21 protein-coding genes are annotated in these 20,117 nt (G+C 69.1%); 9 read left to right on the plus strand and 12 right to left on the minus strand.

Translation table 11 applies throughout. The annotated features are described in order from the left end of the window. Positions 1–430: 430 nt before the first annotated feature. The 6 genes from BN1187_RS12060 to BN1187_RS14720 form a co-directional block, all read right to left on the minus strand. The gene (locus BN1187_RS12060; protein WP_040162052.1) at positions 431–1,195 is read right to left on the minus strand and encodes a DinB family protein; all 765 of its coding nucleotides are present in this window, start codon (positions 1,193–1,195) and stop codon (positions 431–433) included. A 62-nt stretch (positions 1,196–1,257) separates the two neighbouring features. Continuing rightward, positions 1,258–2,430, minus strand: a complete 1,173-nt coding sequence (locus BN1187_RS12065) for a low temperature requirement protein A (RefSeq protein WP_040162057.1) — start codon at positions 2,428–2,430, stop codon at positions 1,258–1,260. Between the two features lie 109 nt (positions 2,431–2,539). Next, positions 2,540–3,373: an aldo/keto reductase gene (locus tag BN1187_RS12070; RefSeq protein WP_040162059.1), complete on the minus strand. Its 834-nt coding sequence runs from the start codon at positions 3,371–3,373 to the stop codon at positions 2,540–2,542. A 770-nt stretch (positions 3,374–4,143) separates the two neighbouring features. Next, complete coding sequence (locus tag BN1187_RS12075; RefSeq protein ID WP_052462656.1) at positions 4,144–4,572, minus strand: GNAT family N-acetyltransferase; 429 nt, start codon at positions 4,570–4,572, stop codon at positions 4,144–4,146. 684 nt (positions 4,573–5,256) lie between these two features. Next, entirely contained in the window at positions 5,257–5,364 is a 108-nt protein-coding gene (locus BN1187_RS15145; RefSeq protein WP_315969077.1) for a mycothiol transferase, read from the minus strand. 535 nt (positions 5,365–5,899) lie between these two features. Further along, a complete protein-coding gene (locus BN1187_RS14720; RefSeq protein ID WP_218184652.1) occupies positions 5,900–6,193 on the minus strand; it encodes a hypothetical protein in 294 nt (97 codons plus the stop codon). A gap of 309 nt (positions 6,194–6,502) precedes the next feature. Here BN1187_RS14720 and BN1187_RS12090 point away from each other — a divergent pair, with 309 nt between their 5' ends. From BN1187_RS12090 to BN1187_RS12105, 4 genes are all read left to right on the plus strand, one after another. Then, positions 6,503–6,778, plus strand: a complete 276-nt coding sequence (locus BN1187_RS12090) for a helix-turn-helix domain-containing protein (protein ID WP_040162062.1) — start codon at positions 6,503–6,505, stop codon at positions 6,776–6,778. A 205-nt stretch (positions 6,779–6,983) separates the two neighbouring features. Continuing rightward, on the plus strand, positions 6,984–8,369 hold the full coding sequence (locus BN1187_RS12095; protein WP_052462657.1) for a DNA primase family protein: 1,386 nt from the start codon (positions 6,984–6,986) through the stop codon (positions 8,367–8,369). Between the two features lie 272 nt (positions 8,370–8,641). After that, positions 8,642–9,331 carry a type 1 glutamine amidotransferase gene (locus tag BN1187_RS12100; protein ID WP_147675117.1) on the plus strand — a complete coding sequence of 230 codons (690 nt, stop codon included), beginning with the start codon at positions 8,642–8,644 and terminating at the stop codon, positions 9,329–9,331. A 58-nt stretch (positions 9,332–9,389) separates the two neighbouring features. Then, positions 9,390–10,013: a biliverdin-producing heme oxygenase gene (locus tag BN1187_RS12105; protein ID WP_097677340.1), complete on the plus strand. Its 624-nt coding sequence runs from the start codon at positions 9,390–9,392 to the stop codon at positions 10,011–10,013. On the opposite strand, the gene BN1187_RS14385 is transcribed toward BN1187_RS12105, so the two are convergent. Both BN1187_RS14385 and BN1187_RS12115 read right to left on the minus strand, forming a co-directional pair. Further along, positions 9,998–10,777: a siderophore-interacting protein gene (locus BN1187_RS14385; RefSeq protein ID WP_052462660.1), complete on the minus strand. Its 780-nt coding sequence runs from the start codon at positions 10,775–10,777 to the stop codon at positions 9,998–10,000. The genes BN1187_RS12105 and BN1187_RS14385 overlap by 16 nt on opposite strands. After that, positions 10,774–12,042, minus strand: a complete 1,269-nt coding sequence (locus BN1187_RS12115) for an MFS transporter (protein ID WP_072042064.1) — start codon at positions 12,040–12,042, stop codon at positions 10,774–10,776. Before BN1187_RS12115 ends, BN1187_RS14385 begins: the two co-directional genes overlap by 4 nt. 117 nt (positions 12,043–12,159) lie before the next feature. On the opposite strand from BN1187_RS12115, the gene BN1187_RS12120 reads away from it, so the two are divergent. Together BN1187_RS12120 and BN1187_RS14390 are read left to right on the plus strand one after the other, a co-directional pair. Then, a complete protein-coding gene (locus BN1187_RS12120) occupies positions 12,160–12,624 on the plus strand; it encodes a hypothetical protein (protein WP_040162064.1) in 465 nt (154 codons plus the stop codon). Between the two features lie 55 nt (positions 12,625–12,679). After that, positions 12,680–13,135 (plus strand): type 2 periplasmic-binding domain-containing protein, encoded by a 456-nt coding sequence (locus BN1187_RS14390; RefSeq protein WP_157754777.1) that lies wholly within the window; start codon positions 12,680–12,682, stop codon positions 13,133–13,135. 165 nt (positions 13,136–13,300) lie between these two features. Here the strand turns inward: BN1187_RS14390 and BN1187_RS15250 are convergent, their stop codons facing one another. The 4 genes from BN1187_RS15250 to BN1187_RS12150 form a co-directional block, all read right to left on the minus strand. Beyond that, a complete protein-coding gene (locus tag BN1187_RS15250) occupies positions 13,301–13,702 on the minus strand; it encodes a PIN domain-containing protein (protein WP_218184653.1) in 402 nt (133 codons plus the stop codon). Continuing rightward, positions 13,699–13,932, minus strand: coding sequence for a FitA-like ribbon-helix-helix domain-containing protein (locus BN1187_RS12140; RefSeq protein ID WP_040163242.1), 234 nt, complete (start codon positions 13,930–13,932; stop codon positions 13,699–13,701). The genes BN1187_RS15250 and BN1187_RS12140 overlap by 4 nt, the downstream gene beginning before the upstream one ends. Before the next feature lie 82 nt (positions 13,933–14,014). Further along, positions 14,015–15,088, minus strand: coding sequence for a redox-regulated ATPase YchF (ychF, locus tag BN1187_RS12145; protein ID WP_040162068.1), 1,074 nt, complete (start codon positions 15,086–15,088; stop codon positions 14,015–14,017). Positions 15,089–15,135: 47 nt separating this feature from the next. After that, positions 15,136–16,398, minus strand: coding sequence for a M18 family aminopeptidase (locus BN1187_RS12150; RefSeq protein WP_040162070.1), 1,263 nt, complete (start codon positions 16,396–16,398; stop codon positions 15,136–15,138). 122 nt (positions 16,399–16,520) lie between these two features. Here BN1187_RS12150 and rmuC point away from each other — a divergent pair, with 122 nt between their 5' ends. Genes rmuC through BN1187_RS12165 form a run of 3 tightly spaced genes read left to right on the plus strand, consistent with a single transcriptional unit; the run spans position 16,521 to position 20,090 of the window. Further along, the gene (rmuC, locus tag BN1187_RS12155) at positions 16,521–18,158 is read left to right on the plus strand and encodes a DNA recombination protein RmuC (protein ID WP_052462793.1); all 1,638 of its coding nucleotides are present in this window, start codon (positions 16,521–16,523) and stop codon (positions 18,156–18,158) included. Continuing rightward, the gene (ilvA, locus tag BN1187_RS12160; RefSeq protein ID WP_218184654.1) at positions 18,155–19,420 is read left to right on the plus strand and encodes a threonine ammonia-lyase IlvA; all 1,266 of its coding nucleotides are present in this window, start codon (positions 18,155–18,157) and stop codon (positions 19,418–19,420) included. The genes rmuC and ilvA overlap by 4 nt, the downstream gene beginning before the upstream one ends. 13 nt (positions 19,421–19,433) lie before the next feature. Then, a complete protein-coding gene (locus BN1187_RS12165; protein WP_052462662.1) occupies positions 19,434–20,090 on the plus strand; it encodes a hypothetical protein in 657 nt (218 codons plus the stop codon). The last annotated feature ends 27 nt before the right edge of the window (positions 20,091–20,117 follow it).

The following is a 20,117-nucleotide window of genomic DNA, read 5'->3' on the forward strand; positions in this document are numbered from 1 at the left end:
CACGACGTCGTCGTGACTGGTGATCACTGCTTCTCGGAGCATTCCGCGAAGCGCGTGCTGGGGCGCAGACAGGTCGACTCCGAGGACCGGATCCTGGAAGGGCAGCTCGGTCGCCACCGAGTTCACCGACTCGCTGAGGACCTCCCGCACCAGATCCTCGACCGGCTCCATCGCCTTCGCGAAGTCCTTCTGGAGCTGCGTGGAGCAGGAGTTGCCCGAACGGACGAGCACCCCCTCCAGGGTGTCGTGGAGCCGCGTCAACGACTGGTCTGCATCGCCCTGGTCGGCACTGCCCACCCTGATGGAGCAGATCTTCACGAGGTCGAACGACTGGAGCGCCCACTCGTAGATCTCGCGAGACCGCCGCATCCGTGCCCTTCCACAGTCCCATTCCCCGTGCAGGGAATGATGCGGCGACGACCGTGGTGGTTCAGCGCCCCTGGGCCGCGGCGTCGTCGAGGGCGTCCAGGTCGCGCAGGGCGTAGCGCAGGTGCTCCCACTCCTCCTCGAGGATCACGTGGAGGCACGAACGCACCGTCTCCGGATACTCGGGGCTCCACGGGTGGCGGCGTTCCTCGTCCAGTCCGGCGTCGTCCACGGACGCCAGGAACTCGCGGACCTGGGCCAGGCGCTCGGACCGCACCGCGAGCACCTGCTCGTAGGGCGGGGGCGTGGATGCGAAGAAGGCGAGGTCGACGCCATCGTCCTCCGCACCCGCGCGGGGCTGGCCGAGCGGGTGGAACGGCTCCTCGGCGCCCTGGATCCCCCGGCTCAGCCAGGCGTCGGTCGCGAAGACGAGGTGGCGCAGGGTCTGGGAGAAGGACCACTCTCCCTCGACCGAGACGTCGACTGCGCCGTCCGGGAGCGCCGATGCGCGGTCGGTCGCCTGGCGCCAGGAGGCTTCTACCGCGCCCCAGGCCCCGCGCAGTCCCTCGGCGTCCTCGGCGCGCCGCTGCGCCCGGCCGGGGAACCGCCGGTTCAGCTCGACCTCCACGAGCGGGGCGACGTCGACGCCGTTGACGATCAGAGACCCCTCGCCATCGAGCAGCCACGGGGAGTCGAAGTCCGCGCCGTCGAGCATCACGCCGCGCGCCCTGACGTGGGAGAGGTCGGAGTCGATGAACTGAGCCCCCCGCAGGCTCCTGCCGACAAAGCGGGCACCCTCGAGCTTCAGCGAGTCGGGAACTGCGGACATGTCTTCGAGGGTGCCAGCCGACCCCTGGATTCATGGTCAGACACGCCCTAGGCGTTCCGGCCTCAGTGGACTTGGCCGGCGGCGGCGGGGCCGATCCGCGGCCGTCGCACGAGTTCCCACGTCAGGCGCAGGGCGCCGACCGCGGTGAGAGCCGTCAACACTGACCATGCGGGCATGGTCAGTGCTGGCGGGATGATGAGCAGGGATGCGGCCGCCGTGATGAGGCGGTCCGGCACGAGCTGATGGTGATCGCGCCATCGGTAGGCGGCATCGGCCGCGTAGAACAGGCCCACCCCGCCACTGAGGGCGATCGCCGGCAGCAGCGGTAAGGGGTCGGACACGTGCTCGAGCGCCGCGCTGGCGCCGAAGCCGAAGAAGGCGACCCCGGCGACCAGGGGAAGGTGAAGGTAGCTGTAGGCGTCGCGGGCCAGTCGGGCGCGTTCGGGCCCGTCGGCGTCTTTGAGGCGTTGCTCGGCGCCGGCGGTCAGACCGAAGTAGGTCCACCACAGCGAGGCGGCGATCAGGACTCCGAGGACGGCGGCGGCGAGCACGACCGGTTGCTGCAGGTGCTCGCTGGCCCCGGTGCCCAGCCCGACGACGGCTTCACCGAGCGCGATGATGATGATGTTGCCGTGGCGCTCGACGAAGTAGGAGGGCACCACCCGGAAAACCTCGACTCCGGCGACCAGGGGTCCGCCGAAGTCGATGATGGCTGCACCGATCCAGAGCAGCTCTCGGTAGGGGGATTGGAAGGCGGCGGCGACGGCGATCAGGACGGGTGCGATGAGCAGGCTCGGGACCAGCCGCAGGAGGCCTGCACGGAGGTGTTCTTCGTCGTGGGAGGCGGCCACGACGAACAAGACCAGGTGGATGACGCGGATGGTGAGCAGGGCAAGCCCGAAGACGAGGGCTCCGGTGCTGAACGCGGTCGGGAGTGCGCTTGCGGCCAGCAGCATCGCAGCCATGGCGGCGATGACCAAGCAGCGAAATACCACCCGATTCGTGGTGAAGGTGTTGGTGAGCCACGTGTAGCAGACCCAGGCCCACCACACCGCCAGCAGGCCGAGCACACCATGACCGAAACCCCGCCACGAAACGTCGTCCCGCACCAGCTCGGTCAGCTGCGCCATCGCCCACACGAACACCAGGTCGAAGAACAGCTCTAGGTCGCCCACCGACCCGCTGCCGATGTCCCGCGCGCCGGACTCGCTGCCCGGCTCAGAGTTCTCTGACATCCGCGAAATCATCCCCTTTCAAGCCCGGCAACTCCCACCCCTCACCGACGGTGCTGCCGCGCTGTCCGGAGCGCTGCCCGGAACGACCGGGCTGCGCCCTGGGGCAGGGTCACAGCATTTCCAGTGGTCGCGGTCCGCTCGGGGGCGGGAACGCACGGTCCAGAGCATCCAGGTCTTCGCGGGTCAGCTCCACGTCCAGTGCTGTGGCGTTGTCTCGCACGTGCTGCGGGCTGCTCGCCTTGGGGATCGTACAGAGCGAGTCGCGGCGCAGCACCCAGGCGAGGGCCGCCGCCGCGGGGCTGACGCTGTGACGGACCGCGACGTCGTTCAGCGTCGTGTCGTGAAGGATGCGGCCCTGCTCGATCGGCGAGTACGCCATGACCGGCAGCTGGTGGTCGGCGCACCACGGCAGGAGGTCGTACTCCGGTCCTCGCCGCGACAGGTTGTACAGCACCTGATCCGTGGCCAGCCCGCTGCTGCCCGGCACGTCCTGCAGGTCGGCGAGGGCCTGGTGGTCGAAGTTGCTGACGCCCCAGTATCGGATTTTCCCGTCCTCGACGAGCTGTTGGAAGGTTGAGACGGTGTCCTGCAGCGGGTACCTGCCCTGCCAGTGCAGCAGGTAGAGGTCGATCCGATCGGTGCCCAGGCGTTTCAGGCTGCGTTCGCAGGCCGCGATCGTGCCGGAACGGGAGGCGTGGGACGGCATGACCTTGCTGACCACGAACGCCTCGTCGCGGCGACCCGCCAATGCTTCACCGACCACCTCCTCCGCGCCGCCGTCGGCGTACATCTCGGCGGTGTCGACCAGCGTCATGCCCAGCTCGAGGCCGGCGTGCAGCGCGGCGACCTCGTCGCCGCGGCGGCCGGGGTCCTCACCCCAGCCCCAGGTGCCCTGGCCCAGCACAGCGATGGACTCCCCGCTCGGCAGCGTTATCCGTCGCATCCGCGATCACTTCCTTCTGGTTGTCCTGAGGTGGGACGTGGGCTGAGATCCTTGAAGGGCCGGCGCGTCCTCGACCGGTGCTGGTTTAGAGGAGGGTGGCGGGTACCGAGGTGCCGGGTGTCGAGCTGGTAGTCAGCCCCGTCTGCGCCATGTGGCGTACCGGGCTGCTCACGAGCAGTTTCCGGCGCCGGTGGGTTGGACATTACCACCACGGTGGAACACAAGGCAGAGGTCATCGTGTGAGCGGCTGGTGGTCAGGTTCCCGTCTCGGGCCGCCTCTTGGTCTCTTGGTCTGCCACGTTCACGCCGGCGTTGCGCAGGTCGGTGCTGATGCTGGGGAATTGCTGATGCTGGGGAATGAGGTCAGGGTCCAGCCGGTCACGAGACGTCTTGGCCCTGCCCGGACTGCCCGACCACCCCGCCTTACGCCCCCGCTCGCCAGTACTGGCCGCGGCCCCACGCGATGCTCGGCGGGCCGCAGACCTCGTTCCTGCTGCCCGCGCCAACCGAACCCGGCGGCTACCTGCGCGTCATGGCTCTGGGCATGCCTCAAGACGCTCCCCGCCACCTGAGCCTGGTCGTCGTGCTCTCACCTGCGAGGACCTGCACGGGCTAGCCCACCGCGAGCTCGAGGTTCTTGGCCTGCTGATCGCCTGTCGAGAGGCATCGAACATTTCGCAGGACACGGGGCGAACTCTTCGCCGAACCGGATGATCAGCGGGGTCTGCGAAGAATAGTCCTCGCCCGCTGGCGGGTGCCGTCGTCGCAGGTCAGTGCATCTGGGACGGCTCCAGGTCGATGCGCACCTCGACCAGCTTGTAACCGGCCCGGTCGAACGCCGCCGCCATCGGGGTATTGACCGCATCTGTGGTCGCGGTAATTCGTCGAGCTCCATCCCCGATATGGAATCGGGTGATGTACTCAAGGATCTCGTCTACGTAACCGTGGCCGCGGTGCTGTGCTGGCACGGCTAGGTACCCCACGTTTCGGTTGGTCGGGGTGGCGGAGGGGATAGCCAGCCCGACGATCTCGCCATCGTGAGTCTGTGCGACGCGCCACCACGAACGTTCTCCTGGGCAGGAGAGGTAGTAAGCGACCTCGTCACGGGCCAGGTCCGCGGCGGTGGTCTGCTCCAACTCGCGTGCCGTCATCACGTCCAGTGATCCCGCCGCGGCATCAGCGAACAGCCGCGTGAACACCTCGTTGCTCGCCGGAGTGAACCGCGTCGGGCTGGGTCGGGGGGCACCATTCCGCCCTCATCCAATTAGAACTGCCGTCGCTCATTCGCGCGGCCCAGTCCGTTGGCGATCGCGACCTGCATCTTGAGCTGGACGTATTCCGCGACCTCTGGCCGGTCTCTGTACCCGACCGGCACCCGGAGGGTGTGGGGCAGCAGAGCGTGCCCATTCGTGCTTCCACGAGGACGCGGCCGTGCGTGAGTAGTCCGGAGGGAACCCGGGTCGGCTCTGGGGCACCAGGCGCGACATCCCAGATGTCGAGCGCAATGGGTTCATGGGTATCACGCCCCCACCACATGGCCGCCCGATCAAGTCGCCATCATCGCTGGTGGCGATGCATGACCACTCGGGTTTCAATCGACCGGCCTCGATCTCGGTGAGGATCGCATCGTTCGATAGACCGGTAGCGGTATGGGATGGCAGGGCGGCTGTTGCGCGAAGTTCCGCCATCGAGGGGCGGTAAAAGTCCATGGAGCTCGCGATGCGCTACAAATCCAAGGCTGCCTAGTTGCGGTGGTGGATAAGAGCGCAGGTGCGCTCATCCCACTGTCAACGGCACAAGTCCTCCGCTCGGTGTGCAGCATATTCGCGCGTTTGTCGCGACGCAGCGAAGATTGCACACCCAGGGCGGTCACTGCGGGGCGCCTACGGGCTGAGTCCGTAGGCGGTCCACCGGCGAGCGAGAACCTGCTCCCGCAGGATGTCTGCATGGCCACAGTGCTGAGCGTGCTCCCTGAGCACATGGAGCTGGATTCACCGCAGGCCCAGCGGCATCGAGACTACTGAGCCACGGATATCTTTGGGGCGACCCAATGGACTGAACTCCTCGACGTTTCGGCAATAGGCGGGGAGGTAATCATGTCCAATGACAGCTTGCTTCGCAAGCCCACCCCCCCTTGAACCCACGACGATGAATCCAGCGATGAAATTCTGCTCGCCGAAGATTTGGTCACAGAGGATCTTAAGGTTGGCCTGCTCGTTATCATCGATACTTATGAAGATGACGCCATCCTACGCAAGTAGTTCCTTCGCGAGCTCCAGTCGTGGATACATAAATGTGAGCCACGCTAAGTGCGATGACCTGCCTTGGAGTCCTAGCACCCTCTCGGCTTCATCCTCGCCAAGAACCACCCTCTCGACCAGATCCTTTGGCGTGAAGCCGAAGTCGTCGGCATAGACGAAGCCATCGGGCCCCGTGTTGTACGGCGGATCGATGTCGATGCACTTGACCTTGCCCGCGTACGACCCCACCAGATGCTTGAGTGCATCGAGGTTATCCCCCGACGATTTACAGGTTCTCGGAATCCGCGTTTACGGCCGAAGCATTGTGTTCGACATCGGGAACCACCACCGTCTGGGTCCTAGTCGAGGCCAGGTACTTGGCGTACGACTTCCCCAAGAACTTGAGCTCGTAGCCTTCGCGCGTCATCGACACGTCCGCGGAACTCAGCGCCTCTTGTAGGCGATCGAGCCTGAACTCGCCGTCCTTGTCGAAGTACTCCGGCAACGCCGCGCGGAGGTGTTCTAGCTCGAAATCGTTCGGTTTCGTCGTCTCGTTCGCGTCGTGGGCGTCCCTGATCACTTCTTGCCCCCAGACGTAAGCCCTGTCCTGAACTCGACCGCGTTTCGTAGCGGATTGCAGTCTGCGTAGCACCTCAGCATTGGGCGGCACGGAGCGCTCAGGCTTGCTACTGCGTGGCGATGAGGAATACCATTGGCATTGAGGTGGACGTTGTACGCGCCTGCCGACCGGATCGCCCGCCTACAAGGGTGAATCGAACTCTTCCCGGCTCCCGGGTCGAGAGCCCAGCATGACGGACTGGGAAGTCCCCGCAGCGGACCACGGAAACTGCGGTGCGGCGAACAACTTCGTACGAAGGTTCGCTTCACCATGCCCGATTCAGGGTTCCTCACCCTCCAGGAAGCCGTTGCCGACGGCTATGCCGCGTACTCCACGCTGCGCAAGTACATCGCCCAGGGCAAGCTACCCGCCGTCAAGATGGGCGCTCGCATCAAGGTGCGTCGGCGAGACCTCGACGCCCTGCTGACTCCGGCACGTCCCACCGACGACGCGGTCGACGTCGCTATCGCCCGGATGCTGGCCGTCGCTCCCCCGCTGAGCACCGAGCAGATTCACAAGCTCCGCGACGTCCTGGCTGGAGCGTGATCTCATGAGTGCAGAAGAAAGCCGCCCCGACGTGCAGGCCGAGGCGGCGGTCAGCCAAGATCTTGTCCCTGCTCAGGACACCTTCAATGCTACCAGTTCGGTGCCGCCCCCGGGAGCTGTGCCCCCTCGTGGCAGCGGACCGGACCCGCGTGCGGTCGCCCTCCGAGCTTTCGGAGCCCAGCACCAGGAGCACGCATGGATCGCGATGGAGTTCGCGGCCGACCAGATCGACCGACTGATCCATGTCGCCGGTGCGGGCTGGTTCTACTGGGACGACCGCCGCTGGGCGCCCGATGCCAAGGACAAGCGGGCGACGCGGGCTGTGCTGAAGACCGTGCGGCGGCTCTCGCCCGATGCGCTCGGGGACAAGGCTCAGACGCGCGCTCTGCTGTCGGTGCAGAAGGCCAACGGCGTCAAGAGCGTGCTGACGCTGGGCGCTGCCATGCCTGGCATCGCCGTGGGGATCGACGAGCTCGACGCCGATCCGTACTCGCTGAACTGCGCCAACGGCATCCTGGACCTGCGCTCCGGCGAGCTGCGTCCGCACGACCCCGGCGAGTTCCACACCAAGGTGACGCGCGCTGCTTACGACCCCACCGCCGTCTCTGAGGTCTGGCAGAAGTACCTGGACACCTCACTGCCCGACGTGGAGGTGCGCGACTTCCTGATGCGCTACCTCGGCCTGGGGCTCGTGGGTGAGGTGCTGGAGCACAAGCTCGTGTTCGCCACCGGCGCCGGCCGGAACGGCAAGGGCGTCCTGTACGAGTGCGTCATGCACGCGATGGGCGACTACGCCACCACGGGCGCCGAGGGGCTGCTCGAGCGGGCGAAGTCCAACGCCAACGGGCCGAGCCCTTCCCTGGCCGACCTCCGCGGCGTGCGGCTGGCGGTGCTGTCGGAGACCGAGGAGGGCGCGCGGTTCGCGCCGGCGCTGATGAAGCGCCTGACCGGCGGCGATCCGATCAAGGCCCGGTTCCTGCACGAGAACTTCTTCGAGTTCACGCCGAGCCACTCGTTGCTCTACGTCTCGAACTTCCTGCCCAAGCTGCCGCCGGACGACCCCGCCGTGTGGGAGCGGGCGCTGGTCGCCAAGTTCGACGTGGTCATCCCGAAGGAGGACCGCGACCCGGAGCTGAAGCAGAAGATCCAGGCCAATCCTGAGGCCGTCCTGGCGCTCCTCGTTGCCGGGCTGCGCGAATACTGGGAGCGCGGTCTCGACGAGCCCGAGGCCGTCAGGGTGGCCACCACCGAGTACGCCCAGTCGCAGGACGATGTGCTGCGCTTCGTCGAGGAGGAGTGCGAGGAGGTCTCCACCGGCGGCGACACCACCAGCGAGCTGTTCAGCCGTTACGAGGGGTGGGCGTCGGCCGAGGGCGTGCACTCCGACCAGATGCTTGGCCGCAAGAAGTTCGGCGAGGCCCTGGACCGCCTGGGCTTCGGCGTCGTCAAGACGAACCGCGGTGCGGTGCGCAAGGGCTTGGCGTGGGTGGATCCGCGCGACCGCCTCACGCCGCAGCAGGCCCAGCAGATGGCGGCCAACGTGACCCCGCTCCGCACGGACACCTACGCTCCGATCGAGTACAACGGCTGACACCCAGCTCTTGACGACGACTAGGGGTTTTACAGAAGGAGTGACGTTTGTGACGTTTCAGTCCCTAACTTCCTCACGCGCGCGCGTCGGTAGCGACTTTAGGTTCTAAACGTCACAAACGTCACTCCCAACCTCCGAAGCCCTCCCTGACCGTGCTCCTGCGGGGATGGTGAGTGGACCTTGGGACGCTCGGGGGCCCGCCGGGCCCCCGAGCCCCCTCCCCGGTCGCTCGCTGCGCTCGTTCCCTCTCTGAAGAGCACGCAGCAGGGGCGGTGGATGGGTGGTGCTGCACCTGGCAGCCAGACCTCGAAGCGCACCCCTGCGGCTTCGTCGAGGACGGCCTGCGCATGACCGTCATCGACCTGCGGACCAAGGACGTGCCGAACCTGGAGACGATCGGCGACGGTGTCGTCATGCTCGGCGGTCGCATGGATGCACTCGCCGAAGACCGCCACCCGTGGCTCCCGCGCGTCAAGGACCTCCTGGCCGACGCGCAGGGCATGGACGTCCCCGTGCTGGGGATCTGCCTCGGCCACCAGGTGCTCGCCGATGCCCTGGGCGGCGAGGTCACCGTCGCCGACCCGCGGGGCCTCGAGGAGGGGCCGGTCCGCCTGGAGTGGACCGCCGACGCGGCCGACGATCCCGTCCTCGGCGGCATGGTGGCGCTGGGCGACGGCCCGGTGCGGATGTCCCACTACGACGCGGTCACTCGCCTGCCGGAGGGTGCGGTCGAGCTGGCGCGCAGCGAGGCGTACGGCAACCAGGCGTTCCGGCTCGGCTCGGCGCTCGGCGTGCAGTTCCATCCCGAAGCCTCGCCGGAGCTCATGCAGCACTGGTGGCACGTGAAGCACGGCGGCTGGAACACGGCGATGCTGGACCGCATGCGCCAGGTCGATGACGAGCTCGCGCGCTCGTGCCGGACGGTGGCCGAGGGCTTCGCCCGCCAGGTGTACGCAGGCTGACGCGAGAACGGTCCGATCGGACGGTCCCACAAGACCGCCAAGAATGCGTCCTTGCCCCATGAGCAACGATGCGCCACTGAGCGAGGCCCTGCGTACGGCCACCGACCGGGCCCACAAGCGGGCCGAGCACTCTCCTTTCATGGCCGACCTGCTCGAGGGCCGCGCGTCCGTCGCGGCGTTCGTGGCACTGACCGGGCAGCTGCTGCACGTGTACCGCGCCCTCGAGGCCGCCGTGCGCTCCCACGCGCAGGCCCCCGAGCTGGCGCCGATCGCGGACCCGGGCCTGGAACGCGTTGCCCGTCTGGAGTCCGACCTGCGTGAGCTCGGCGTCGACCCGGCCACCGTCGAGGCACTGCCCGCCACGGCCGCCTACGTGGCCCGGATCGAGGCGGCCGACGCCCCGGCGCTCGTGGCGCATCACTACGTGCGCTACCTCGGTGACCTCTCCGGGGGACAGGTCATCGCGACCATGCTCGGTCGGCACTACGGGCTGACCGAGGGTGTGTCCTTCTACGACTTCGGCGACCTCGGTCGGCCCAAGCCGTACAAGGATGCGTACCGGGCGAAGCTCGACGCGCTCCCGGTCGGCGACGCGCTCGACCGCGTGCTCGCCGAGGCCGTGGCGGCGTTCGGGGCCAACGAGGCGGTGTTCGCTGACCTGACCGATCAGCGTTTCCAGTAGCCGCAGAAGGTCACATCGCCCCGGCCCCAGCCGCGGTCACGCACCAGGTGGCGGCGTACGCCCGTGGCCAGGCCCGACTCCCCCACCGCGAAGGCGTGCCGGTCGGCGGCCGGAAGATCCCGCAGGGCCAGCTCGGCCAGGACCGGACGGCCCGGCGGTTGATCGGCCCCGCGCACCAGCCACTCGACCGAGATCCCCTCCGGATGGTCGACCTGCTGCGCATCCGCGAGGTCGGGAACCTCGATGAGGGCCACCCCCCGCACGGTGCGCGGGAGGTCGCGCAGGATCCCCAGGACCGCGGGCATGCCCGTCTCATCGGCGACGAGGAGGATCCATCCCGCGTCGGGAGCGGTCCAGCCACAGCCCTGGTCGAGCATCACCGCGCGGTCCCCCGGACGGGCGCTGACCGACCAGGGCCCCGCCACGCCGGACTCGCCGTGCACCACGAAGTCGACGTCGAGCTCGCGGACCTCCGGACGCCAGGACCGGAGGGTGTAACTGCGGACGCTCGGGCGTCGCCGCGCCGGGAGGGCGCGCATCTTCACGTACGTCCCGCGGGTGAGCCGTTGGGGCACGTGGTCGAGGCTCGCCGGGTCGTCGGAGGGCAGGAACAGGCGTACCCACTGGTCGAAGCCGCGCCAGTGCAGTCGGTCGAGGTCCGCGCCGGCGAAGGTGACGCGCTGCACGTGGGGTGAGACGCGCACGCTGCGAACGACTTCCACGCGGAGCGGCCCGCACTCCTGCGTGACGGTGATGGTGGTCACGCGGCACCCCTCTCGCCGCGACGGGCGTGCGCGACGGCGACGGCGGTGCCCACCAGGGCAAGGCCCGAGCACGCCGCGATGACCGTGGGGTAGCCGAGGGAGCCGGCCGCGTACATCAGTGCGGCGCCGAAGAGGTAGCTGGCGACCATCGCGACGGCGGCGAGGACGGTGAAGTCGGTCGCCTCCGAGCCGGGGCGGCACAGCGACATGTTCACGGAGTACACGACGGTGCTCGCGGCTGCCATTGCGGCGACGAACACGCTGAGCACGACGATGGTCCCGACCAGCGGCGCCGCGCCGCGGGCCAGCGGGAGGAGCGCCATCGTGGCGGCGGCATCGAGGAGTCCGGTGGCCAGCAGGCAGCGGGTCCGCCCGAACCGTGTCAGGCAGGGGCCGACGGCGAGCGAGGCGAGCGCCGCCGGCGCGGCGAGGAACATGCCCAGCACCCAGCCGAGGCGGTCGAGTCCCCATCCGGCGTCGGTGAGGGCCGGGCTCAGCAGGCCGTACGCGGCCGTGGTGCCGGCGAGGAACAGCGGCATGACGACCAGGCCCCACCCGAGGACCTCGCCCCGACGGAACACGCGGACGAGCGCGGCGTACGCCGAGGCGAGGCTCGGCGCGGGCGTGTCGGGGACCGCTTCGCGGTGGCGCAACACCAGCGGCAGCGGCAGGAGGCAGAGCGCGGTGAGGGTGACCATGGCGGGCACCCAGCCGAAGGCGTCGTAGACCAGCACGATGACACCGCCGCCGAGCACGTTGCCGAGCCACTGCGCGGCGTTCGCGATGCCGTTGGCCAGCGGGCGGGTGGTGTCGTCGACGGCCCGGGCCGTGAGCCCGTCGGCGGCGATGTCTTGGGTGGCGCTGGCGAAGGTGTACGCGGCGATGGCGACTCCCAGGAACCCAAGGTTGCGTTCCGGTTCGGGGAGGATGATGAGCAGGAGCCCAGCCACGGCCAGCAGGGGTTGCAGAGCGAGGAGCCACGTCCGGTAGTGGCCGTGGCGCGTGCGGCCGAAGCGGTCGATGAGTGGCGCCCACAGCGGCTTGAGCGCCCACACGATGCCGGCGAGGCCGACGGCGGCAAGGCTCTCCAGCGCCACGCCGCGCTGGCGCAACATGGCGGTGAGGCCGACGTAGATGAAGCCGACTCCCAAGTACTGGGTCACGTAGAGCGACGTGACCAGGGGCAACACCTTGCGGGGCCGGTCCGGCACTCGGTGTTCGTCGAGGACCAGGTGGGTGGGTACACGGGTGGCGGCTTCGACCATCGAGACTCCTCCTGAAGTTAGGCGAGCCTCACCTTAGCGTTTCGTGGAGTAGCATCAACCTCACGCACCCCCGACCCACGTCAACCGTTGACCACGAACCGGGGAGTAGCCGCTCCAATGGGCACACCCGTTGACTTCAAGGACGTCTCCACCGAGGGCGTCGAGTCCTCCCCGCACGCGGAGGCGCTCGCCGGCCTGCGCGCGAACGAGGCCCGCTACTTCGACACGAAGTACAAGCACGTGTTCGAGGTCGCGCCGGCCGCCGACGAGCCGGAGGTCCTCGCCTGGGTGGAGAGGATCCTCGCAGAGCGCGACATCGTGATCGCCGCGAAGCCGCTCGAGGTGAGCGTCAACGACGTGGACGGCATCCACTGGGTGCATGTCTTCTACGGGTCGGGGCTGGCGCTGAACGTGCTGTGGACCGTCGCCGACGGCGGGAAGCGTGCCGTGGGGTTCAAGCTGTGCGAGGGCATGGACGTTCCCGAGGAGTTGGACTCGTTCAAGTTCGCGCGCCAGAAGTCGAAGCTGGCCGGCACCATCCGCGGCACGTTCTTCGTCATCAAGGGCGAGCACCCCTACTGAGCGCGCGCGGGAGCGTCAGCGGGACTTCTGCGCCTTGACCCGCTCGGCCTCCGCGATGACCCTGCGGTGCACCTCACGCTCGTGCTCCAGCCACTCCGGCGGGTCGGCGAGCAGCGCGCCGACCTGGTCGGCGTCGAGCGGTTCGGACGAGGTGACGCTGGCGGACCTCGCCGACGAGACCGTGCTGCACGAGCTCGATGCGATCGCCCTTGACCGGGTGCTGGCCGGGGCGGTGCTGCTGGTGCCGATGTCGATCGCCCGCGGCGCAAGCCGGCGCGATCTGACGTACCGGCCGGTGACCGATGCCGAGCCCTCCCCCATCGCCCTGGCGTGGCGGGTCGACGACGAGAACCCGCTGCTCGACGAGTTCGTGGGCGTGGTGCGCGGGCGCACGGCCCAGAGCTCGCGTACGCAGTCCGAACGCGCGAAGTCGGGCAACAAGCCCACGCCGGCCAAGCCCCACGGGCGGCAACCGCTCCAGCGCACGCCGCGGTCCAAGCGGGGCCGCTGACGCCGTGACTTTTCGTGCGTTCGATGCCCACGACTGCGCGGCCAGAGCCGTTGTGCACCATCGAAGTGCAGATCTGTCACGGCTCACGTCGCCGCTCGACTCCACGGGTCGGCAGCGCAAGGCGACGGGACCATGATCGTCAGTTGTTGAAACCCCACGGATCGACTACATGAGTACCGGTTTCAATGAAGTCCTTGGTGTTGCGCGTCGCGCACACGGCGTCTCGGACTCGACAGATTGCCGCGATCTGCGCATCCCCTGTGGCGATCGGCAGGCCCGCGGCTTCTCGCGAAGCGAGAATGTCGGCATAGCCGGGGGGGCGGCCAGGGCATCGAAAGAGAGGATCGCGCCAGTGTCACGATATGGGCGAATCGCACTCTCGACCCGCCCGGTGAGATCAGATTTCCGGCGGCCGTCTGGCAGGCGACGGAGCCCAGCCAGTAGCTCAGCCAAGGTGACGGCGGTGATGGCCACATCATCGGTCACCGCCTCCAACCACGCCACGACATAGGCGTCTGGACGTGGCCTGAGCACCTCAGAGACAACGTTCGTGTCGAGAACGATCACGAGAAGTCCGTCGCACGCGCACGGTCAGACCGCTCGGGAATCGGGAGGTCCTCGATCCCGCCAACCGACTGACCCGCGTGCAGGAGTGCAAGACCGATGTTAGGACGAGTCGCTGCCTTGGTCAGGATGGCGCGAACCTCGGCCTCCATGGAACGACCATGCTCCTTCGCCTGAGCAGCAAGACGGGCTTTGACCGACTCATCGAGGCCACGGACGACGAGAGACGACATGGCGGCCACCTCCTGGATTGATTGCACCTATGCAATCACTGAGGCCAAGAAGCGGCTACCGGGTCACGCCGACGATCTGGTCTCATGCGTTGAACCGGAACTCGACCACGTCACCGTCCTGCATCACGTAGTCCTTACCCTCCAGGCGCATCTTCCCGTGGGCCTTCGCTTCGGCTTCGGAGCCGTACTCCATCAGCTCGTCGAAGCTGATCACCTCGGCCTTGATGAAGCCCTTCTGGAAGTCGGTGTGGATCACGCCGGCCGCCTCGGGGGCGGTGGCGCCCTGGCGGATCGTCCACGCGCGGGACTCCTTCGGCCCCGCCGTCAGGAAGCTCTGCAGCCCCAGGGTCTCGTAGCCGACGCGCGCCAGCTTGTCGAGGCCGGGCTCGTCCACGCCCATCTCGGCGAGGAACTCACGCGCCTCGTCCTCCTCCATCTCGACCAGCTCGGACTCGAACTTCGCGTCCAAGAAGATCGCCTCGGCGGGCGCGACGACCTCGGCCATCCGCTTCTTCAGATCCTCGTCGGCCAGCTCGTCCTGGTCGCAGTTGAACACGTAGATGAACGGCTTCGCCGTGAGCAGGAACAGGTCGCGCAGCGGCTCCTTGTCGAGCCCGGCCGCGTGGACGCCCTTGCCCTCGCCGAGCACTCGGTACGCCTCTTCCCACGCCTCGTACTTGGGGCGGGACTCCTTCTTGATGCGCGCCTCCTTCTCCAGGCGCGGCATCGCCTTCTCCAGCGTCTGCAGGTCGGCGAGGATCAGCTCGGTGGTGATGGTGTCGATGTCGCTGGCCGGGTTGACCGCGCCGTCGACGTGGGTCACGTCCTCGTCCTCGAAGACCCGGGTGACCTGGCAGATGGCGTCCGCCTCGCGGATGTTCGCCAGGAACGCGTTGCCCATGCCCTCGCCCTGGCTGGCGCCCTTCACGATGCCGGCGATGTCGACGAAGCTGACCGTCGCGGGGATGGTCTTCGCCGAGTCGTACATCGCGGTCAGGCGCGGCAGCCGCTCGTCCGGCACGCCGACCACCCCCACGTTCGGCTCGATGGTGGCGAACGGGTAGTTCGCCGCGAGCACCTCGTTGCGGGTCAGGGCGTTGAACAGGGTGGACTTGCCCGCGTTGGGGAGTCCGACGATTCCGATGGTGAGAGCCACGAGAGACCATTCTAGGACGCCGCGGCGTCCCGTCGAGCCAGCCCGGCTCAAGCCCCGGCGAAGTACGCGGCCAGGGCGTCCGCGAGCCAGGCGGGATCCAGCGCCCCACACATCTCCCGCGCGGAGTGCATGCTGAGCAGCGGAACGCCCACGTCCACGCACACGATGCCGAGCCGCTCGGCGGTGATCGGGCCGATGGTCGACCCGCACGGCACGGCGTTATTGCTGACGAAGTTCTGCGTCGGGACGTCCGCCTCGGCGCAGACCCGCCGCCACAGCGCCGACGAGACGGCGTCCGAGGTGTAGCGCAGCTTGGCGTTCAGCTTCAGCAGCGGACCGGCGTTGAGGACCGGCCGGTGGTCGGGGTCGTGCAGGCCGACGTAGTTCGGGTGGACGGCGTGGCCGGCGTCCGCGGAGATGCAGGACGACCGCGCGAGCATGCGGTGGTAGGCGTCCCCGGTGAGGCCGAGCGACCCGGCGGTGCGCTGCAGCACCTGCTCGAGCAGCGGACCCCCGGCGCCGGAGCGGGACGCCGACCCGACCTCCTCGTGGTCGAAGCATGCCAGCACCGTGACGTCCTCGCACTCGTCTGCCGCCAGCAGCGCGGTGAGCCCCGCGTGCACCGACGAGAGGTTGTCCAGCCGCGAGGACGCCAGGAACTCCTCCGTCGGGCCGAAAAGCGCCGGGGGCTGCGTGACGTAGGCGTACAGGTCGTGCCCGGCGATGTCGGCGGCCGTGACGCCAGCGGCGTCCGCAACGAGGTCGAGCAGGTCCGCGCCCGGGTGCCCCACGCCGAAGACCGGCATGAGGTGCTGCTGCGGGTCGAGGTGCAGGTTGTCGTTGACCGACCGGTCGAGGTGTGGCGCCACCTGCGGGATGCGCAGCCAGGCGTCCGTCTTGACGAGTCGCTCGGCGCCGTCGCGGGTGACGACGCGTCCGGCCAGGCCGAACTCGCGGTCGAGCCAGGAGTTGAGCAGCGGGCCGCCGTAGACCTCCATGCCCGCCTGCTGCCAGCCGACCCTCTCGGACGTCGGCTCGGGCTTCAGCTTGAACGACGGGGAGTCCGTGTGCGCGCCGACGATGCGGAAGCCGGGGTTCTCCGAGAGCGACTCCGGCACCCACCAGGCCACGATCGCCCCGTCGCGCACCACGTAGTGGCCGCCGGGAATGTCGCTCCAGGCGTCCTCCTCGCGCTGGGCGGCGTAGCCGGCGGCGTCCAGACGCGCGGCGACCTCGCGGGCGGCGTGGAAGGACGACGGCGACGCGACGACGAAGTCGGCCAGGTCGCGCAGGTGTTCGGCGGCGTTCATGGCCACAGTCTGCCGCACCGGGGTCGAGCCCAGCGCCAGCCGAACGTCGCCCGGGTGACCAGTTTCCTCAGTCGGGTGAGTTGGTGGGAAAAATGTCAGAGGCGGGCGGCAAGATCGAAGCCATGGATGGAACGGTCGTCCCCCTGGTGGTCGCAACCCTCGTCGGGCTGGTGCTCGGCGCCCTCGTCACGTGGCTGGTGACGCGGGCGAATCAGCGCGCTCAGGCCGCCGACGAGCGGGCGCTGCTCGAGCGGCTGCGCAGCGAAGAGGCGCAGGCCCGCGGTGAGGCGGCGGCCGCCCGCTCGGAGGCGTCCGCGGCGCGGGCCGATCTGGCCGAGGCCGAGACGCGGGCCGCCGATGCCCGCACGCGGGCGGCGGAGATGGCCGGCGACGTGTCGCACGAGCGGCAGCTGGCCGCCGAGGCGCGGTCGGAGACCGCCGACGCGCTGGCCCGCGTGGCCGGGCTGCAGGCCGAAGTGAGCGCCGCGCTCGCGGCGCGCGACCTGGCGACGGCCCGCGCGCAGGAGCTGGCGGCCGACCGCGAGAGCTTGGTGAATCAGTTCAAGACGCTGTCCACCGAGACGCTCGACGCGCAGTCCCGCAAGGCCGACGAGACCGCGGCGCACCGGCTGCAGGCCACCGAGCAGCTGATGACGCCCATCCGCGAGAGCCTCGCCCAGTTCAACAGCCGCCTCAACGAGGTGGAGCAGGCCCGGGTGAAGATGAGCGCCGAGCTCGCCGGCCAGGTGCGCGCGGTGCAGCTCACCGGCGAGCAGCTGCGCAAGGAGACGTCCGCGCTCTCCACGGCGCTGCGCAAGCCGCAGGTCCGCGGGGCGTGGGGCGAGATGCAACTCAAGCGCGTCGTCGAGGTCAGCGGCATGCTCGAGCACTGCGACTTCACGCAGCAGGAGACCACCACGACGAGCACGGACGCGGTGATCCGCCCCGACATGAAGGTGATGCTCGGCGGCGGCAAGTTCGTCTACGTCGACTCCAAGGTGCCGCTCTCGGCGTTCCTGGACGCCGAAGAGGCCGACACGGACGCCGAGCGTGCGCGCTTCCGGGCGCTGTTCGCCAAGAACGTCCGCGGGCACGTCGACCAGCTCTCGGCCAAGTCGTACTGGAAGGCCGACCCCGGCACGCCCGAGTTCGTCGTCCTGTTCATGCCGAACGAGGCGCTCGGCGCCGAGGCGCTCGCGCAGATCCCCGACCTGCACGACTACGCGGCCCGCAAGAACGTGGTCGTCGCCACCCCCACCACGCTCATCGCGATGCTGCGCGCCATCGGCTACGGCTGGAAGCAGGCGGCGCTGGCTGAGTCCGCCGCCGAGGTGTTCAAGCTGGGCCGCGAGCTGTACGACCGGCTCGGCATCATGGGCGGCCACTTCGACAAGATCGGCCGCTCGCTGAACTCGACGGTGAAGGCCTACAACACCACGCTGGGCTCGCTGGAGTCCCGCGTCCTGGTCACGGCGCGCCGGTTCCGCGACCTCAACGTGTCCGATCAGGAGTTGCTGGCGCTCAACCCGAGCGAGGAGCAGGCCCGCGGCGTCACCGCGCCCGAGCTCGTCGAGGACGCCGCCCGCGCCGTCCCGCTCATCGGACGCGAGCCGGCCGCCGACGAGGAGACCGCACCCGACGGCGTCCAGGGTCGGCTGCCCGAGGCCGACGAGCTCGTCCGGCCCGACCCCGACATGGCCGACGTCGCCGAGGAGACGACCGTGACCCCCCTCGCTCGACGGGGCAGAATGGCCCGGTGACCCTCACGAACGCCGCCACCAACAAGATCACCGCCGCCACGATCGACGACGCCGCCGCTCGTGTCGGTGGGGTCGTCCGCACCACCCCGCTGGAGCCGAACGACCGACTGTCGGGGCGAACGGGCGCCCACGTCTGGCTCAAGCGCGAAGACCTGCAGCCCGTCCGGTCGTACAAGATCCGCGGCGCCTACAACTTCATCGCGCAGCTCGACGACGACGAGCGCGCCGCCGGGGTCATCGCGGCGTCCGCGGGCAACCATGGGCAGGGCGTCGCGCTCGCGTGCGCCCAGCTCGGCATCCGCGGACAGATCTACGTGCCCGGCACCACGCCTCGGCAAAAGCGCGACCGCATGCGGCACCTGGGCGGCGACTTCGTCGAGCTCGTGGTCGTCGGCAACACCTACGACGACGCCGCCACGGCGGCGAAAGAGGCCGCGGCCCGCTCGGGCGCGACCATCGTCTCGGCCTTCGACGACGCCCGCACGATCGCCGGGCAGGGAACGGTGGCCCACGAGATCGTGGAGCAGCTGGGCTTCGCTCCCGACACGCTGCTCGTCCCGGTCGGCGGCGGCGGCCTGCTCGCGGGCTGCCTGACCTGGCTGGGTGAGCGATACCCTTCCACCCGCGTCATCGGGGTCGAGCCGGCCGGTGCGGCGTGCCTGGCCGCGGCGCTGCAGTCGGGCGGCCCGCGGCAGTTGCCCAACATCGACACGTTCGTCGACGGCGCGGCCGTCAGCCGGGCCGGCGACCTCACCTACGCGGTCGCCGCGCTGCACCGGCCCCAGCTGTACGCGGTGCCGGAGGGGCGCATCTGCTCGGAGATGCTCGACCTCTACCAGAGCGACGGCATCATCGCCGAGCCGGCGGGCGCGCTGGCCAGTTCGGTCCTCGGCCAGTACACGCCCGCGGCCGGCGAGAAGGTCGTGGCGATCGTCTCGGGCGGCAACAACGACGTCAGCCGGTACGCCGAGATCGTCGAACGCTCGCTCGTGTTCGAGGGACGCAAGCACTACTTCCTGGTGAACTTCCCCCAGGAGCCCGGCGCCCTGCGCCGCTTCCTCGACGAGGTGCTGGGCCCCGACGACGACATCACCCGGTTCGAGTACGTGAAACGCTCCAACCGGGAACTCGGCCCCGCCCTCGTCGGCATCGAGATCGGCCAGCCGTCCGACTACCCGTATCTGCTCGCCCGCCTGAACGCCAGCCCCATCAACGTCGAGGTGGTCTCCCCCGACAGCCCCTTCTACCGGTTCCTCGTCTGAGCCTGGAGGTCGCATGAACCTGTACGCCCGACGGTCGTGGATGCTGGTCCGCCAGATCGCCTCCGACATTTTCTTCATCGTCTGGGGCGTCGCCTGGTGGTTCATCAGCCGCGGCGTCGACGCGTCCGTGCGCGCGATCGCCGAGCCGAGCCGGCAGGTCGCCGCGGCGATGCGGCAGGTGCGCGACAACGTCGGCGGGGCCGCCGCCCGCATGGGCGAGATCCCCTACGTCGGCGGCGACGTTCGCGAACCGTTCGACGCCGCAGGCCACAACATCGACTCGGTGATCGCGTCGGCGGACGGCCAGGTCGCCACCATCGAGCACGCCGCCACGGTGCTGGGCTGGGTGATCTTCCTGGTGCCCGTCGCGGTGCTGCTCGTCATGTGGCTGCCGCGGCGAATCCGCTTCGCGCGCACGTCCGCCGCCACCAAGGCGCTGATGGCCCAGGACTACGGCGCCGACCTGCTCGCGCTGCGGGCGCTCGCCAACCAGCCCGTCACCGAGCTGCGCCGCGTCAGCAGCGACCCCGTCGCCGCCTGGCGCTCCGGCGACGGCGCCGCCATCGCGGCCCTCGCCGACCTGGAACTCGCGCGCACGGGCGTCAGCTCGTCAGCCTTGCAGCGGCGGCAGGCCGACGTGTCCGGTTCGGGGAGCACCCGGCAGTCCTGACCCCGGCGACAGCCCTGCCGCCCCACA

The organism is Nigerium massiliense (genome assembly GCF_000826085.1).
GTDB lineage: Bacteria > Actinomycetota > Actinomycetes > Propionibacteriales > Propionibacteriaceae > Propioniciclava > Propioniciclava massiliense.

Bases quoted from the DNA above. Each gene is read 5' to 3' on its own strand.
- BN1187_RS12115 (WP_072042064.1), bottom strand. From the start codon at position 12,042: ATGGTCGAAGCCGCCACCCGTGTACCCACCCACCTGGTCCTCGACGAA.
- rmuC (WP_052462793.1), top strand. From the start codon at position 16,521: ATGGATGGAACGGTCGTCCCCCTGGTGGTCGCAACCCTCGTCGGGCTG.
- BN1187_RS12060 (WP_040162052.1), bottom strand. From the start codon at position 1,195: ATGTCCGCAGTTCCCGACTCGCTGAAGCTCGAGGGTGCCCGCTTTGTC.
- BN1187_RS14390 (WP_157754777.1), top strand. From the start codon at position 12,680: ATGACCCTGCGGTGCACCTCACGCTCGTGCTCCAGCCACTCCGGCGGG.
- BN1187_RS12095 (WP_052462657.1), top strand. From the start codon at position 6,984: ATGGAGTTCGCGGCCGACCAGATCGACCGACTGATCCATGTCGCCGGT.
- BN1187_RS12070 (WP_040162059.1), bottom strand. From the start codon at position 3,373: ATGCGACGGATAACGCTGCCGAGCGGGGAGTCCATCGCTGTGCTGGGC.
- BN1187_RS12120 (WP_040162064.1), top strand. From the start codon at position 12,160: ATGGGCACACCCGTTGACTTCAAGGACGTCTCCACCGAGGGCGTCGAG.
- BN1187_RS12150 (WP_040162070.1), bottom strand. From the start codon at position 16,398: ATGAACGCCGCCGAACACCTGCGCGACCTGGCCGACTTCGTCGTCGCG.
- BN1187_RS12140 (WP_040163242.1), bottom strand. From the start codon at position 13,932: ATGTCGTCTCTCGTCGTCCGTGGCCTCGATGAGTCGGTCAAAGCCCGT.
- BN1187_RS12090 (WP_040162062.1), top strand. From the start codon at position 6,503: ATGCCCGATTCAGGGTTCCTCACCCTCCAGGAAGCCGTTGCCGACGGC.
- BN1187_RS12105 (WP_097677340.1), top strand. From the start codon at position 9,390: ATGAGCAACGATGCGCCACTGAGCGAGGCCCTGCGTACGGCCACCGAC.
- BN1187_RS12165 (WP_052462662.1), top strand. From the start codon at position 19,434: ATGAACCTGTACGCCCGACGGTCGTGGATGCTGGTCCGCCAGATCGCC.
- BN1187_RS12065 (WP_040162057.1), bottom strand. From the start codon at position 2,430: ATGTCAGAGAACTCTGAGCCGGGCAGCGAGTCCGGCGCGCGGGACATC.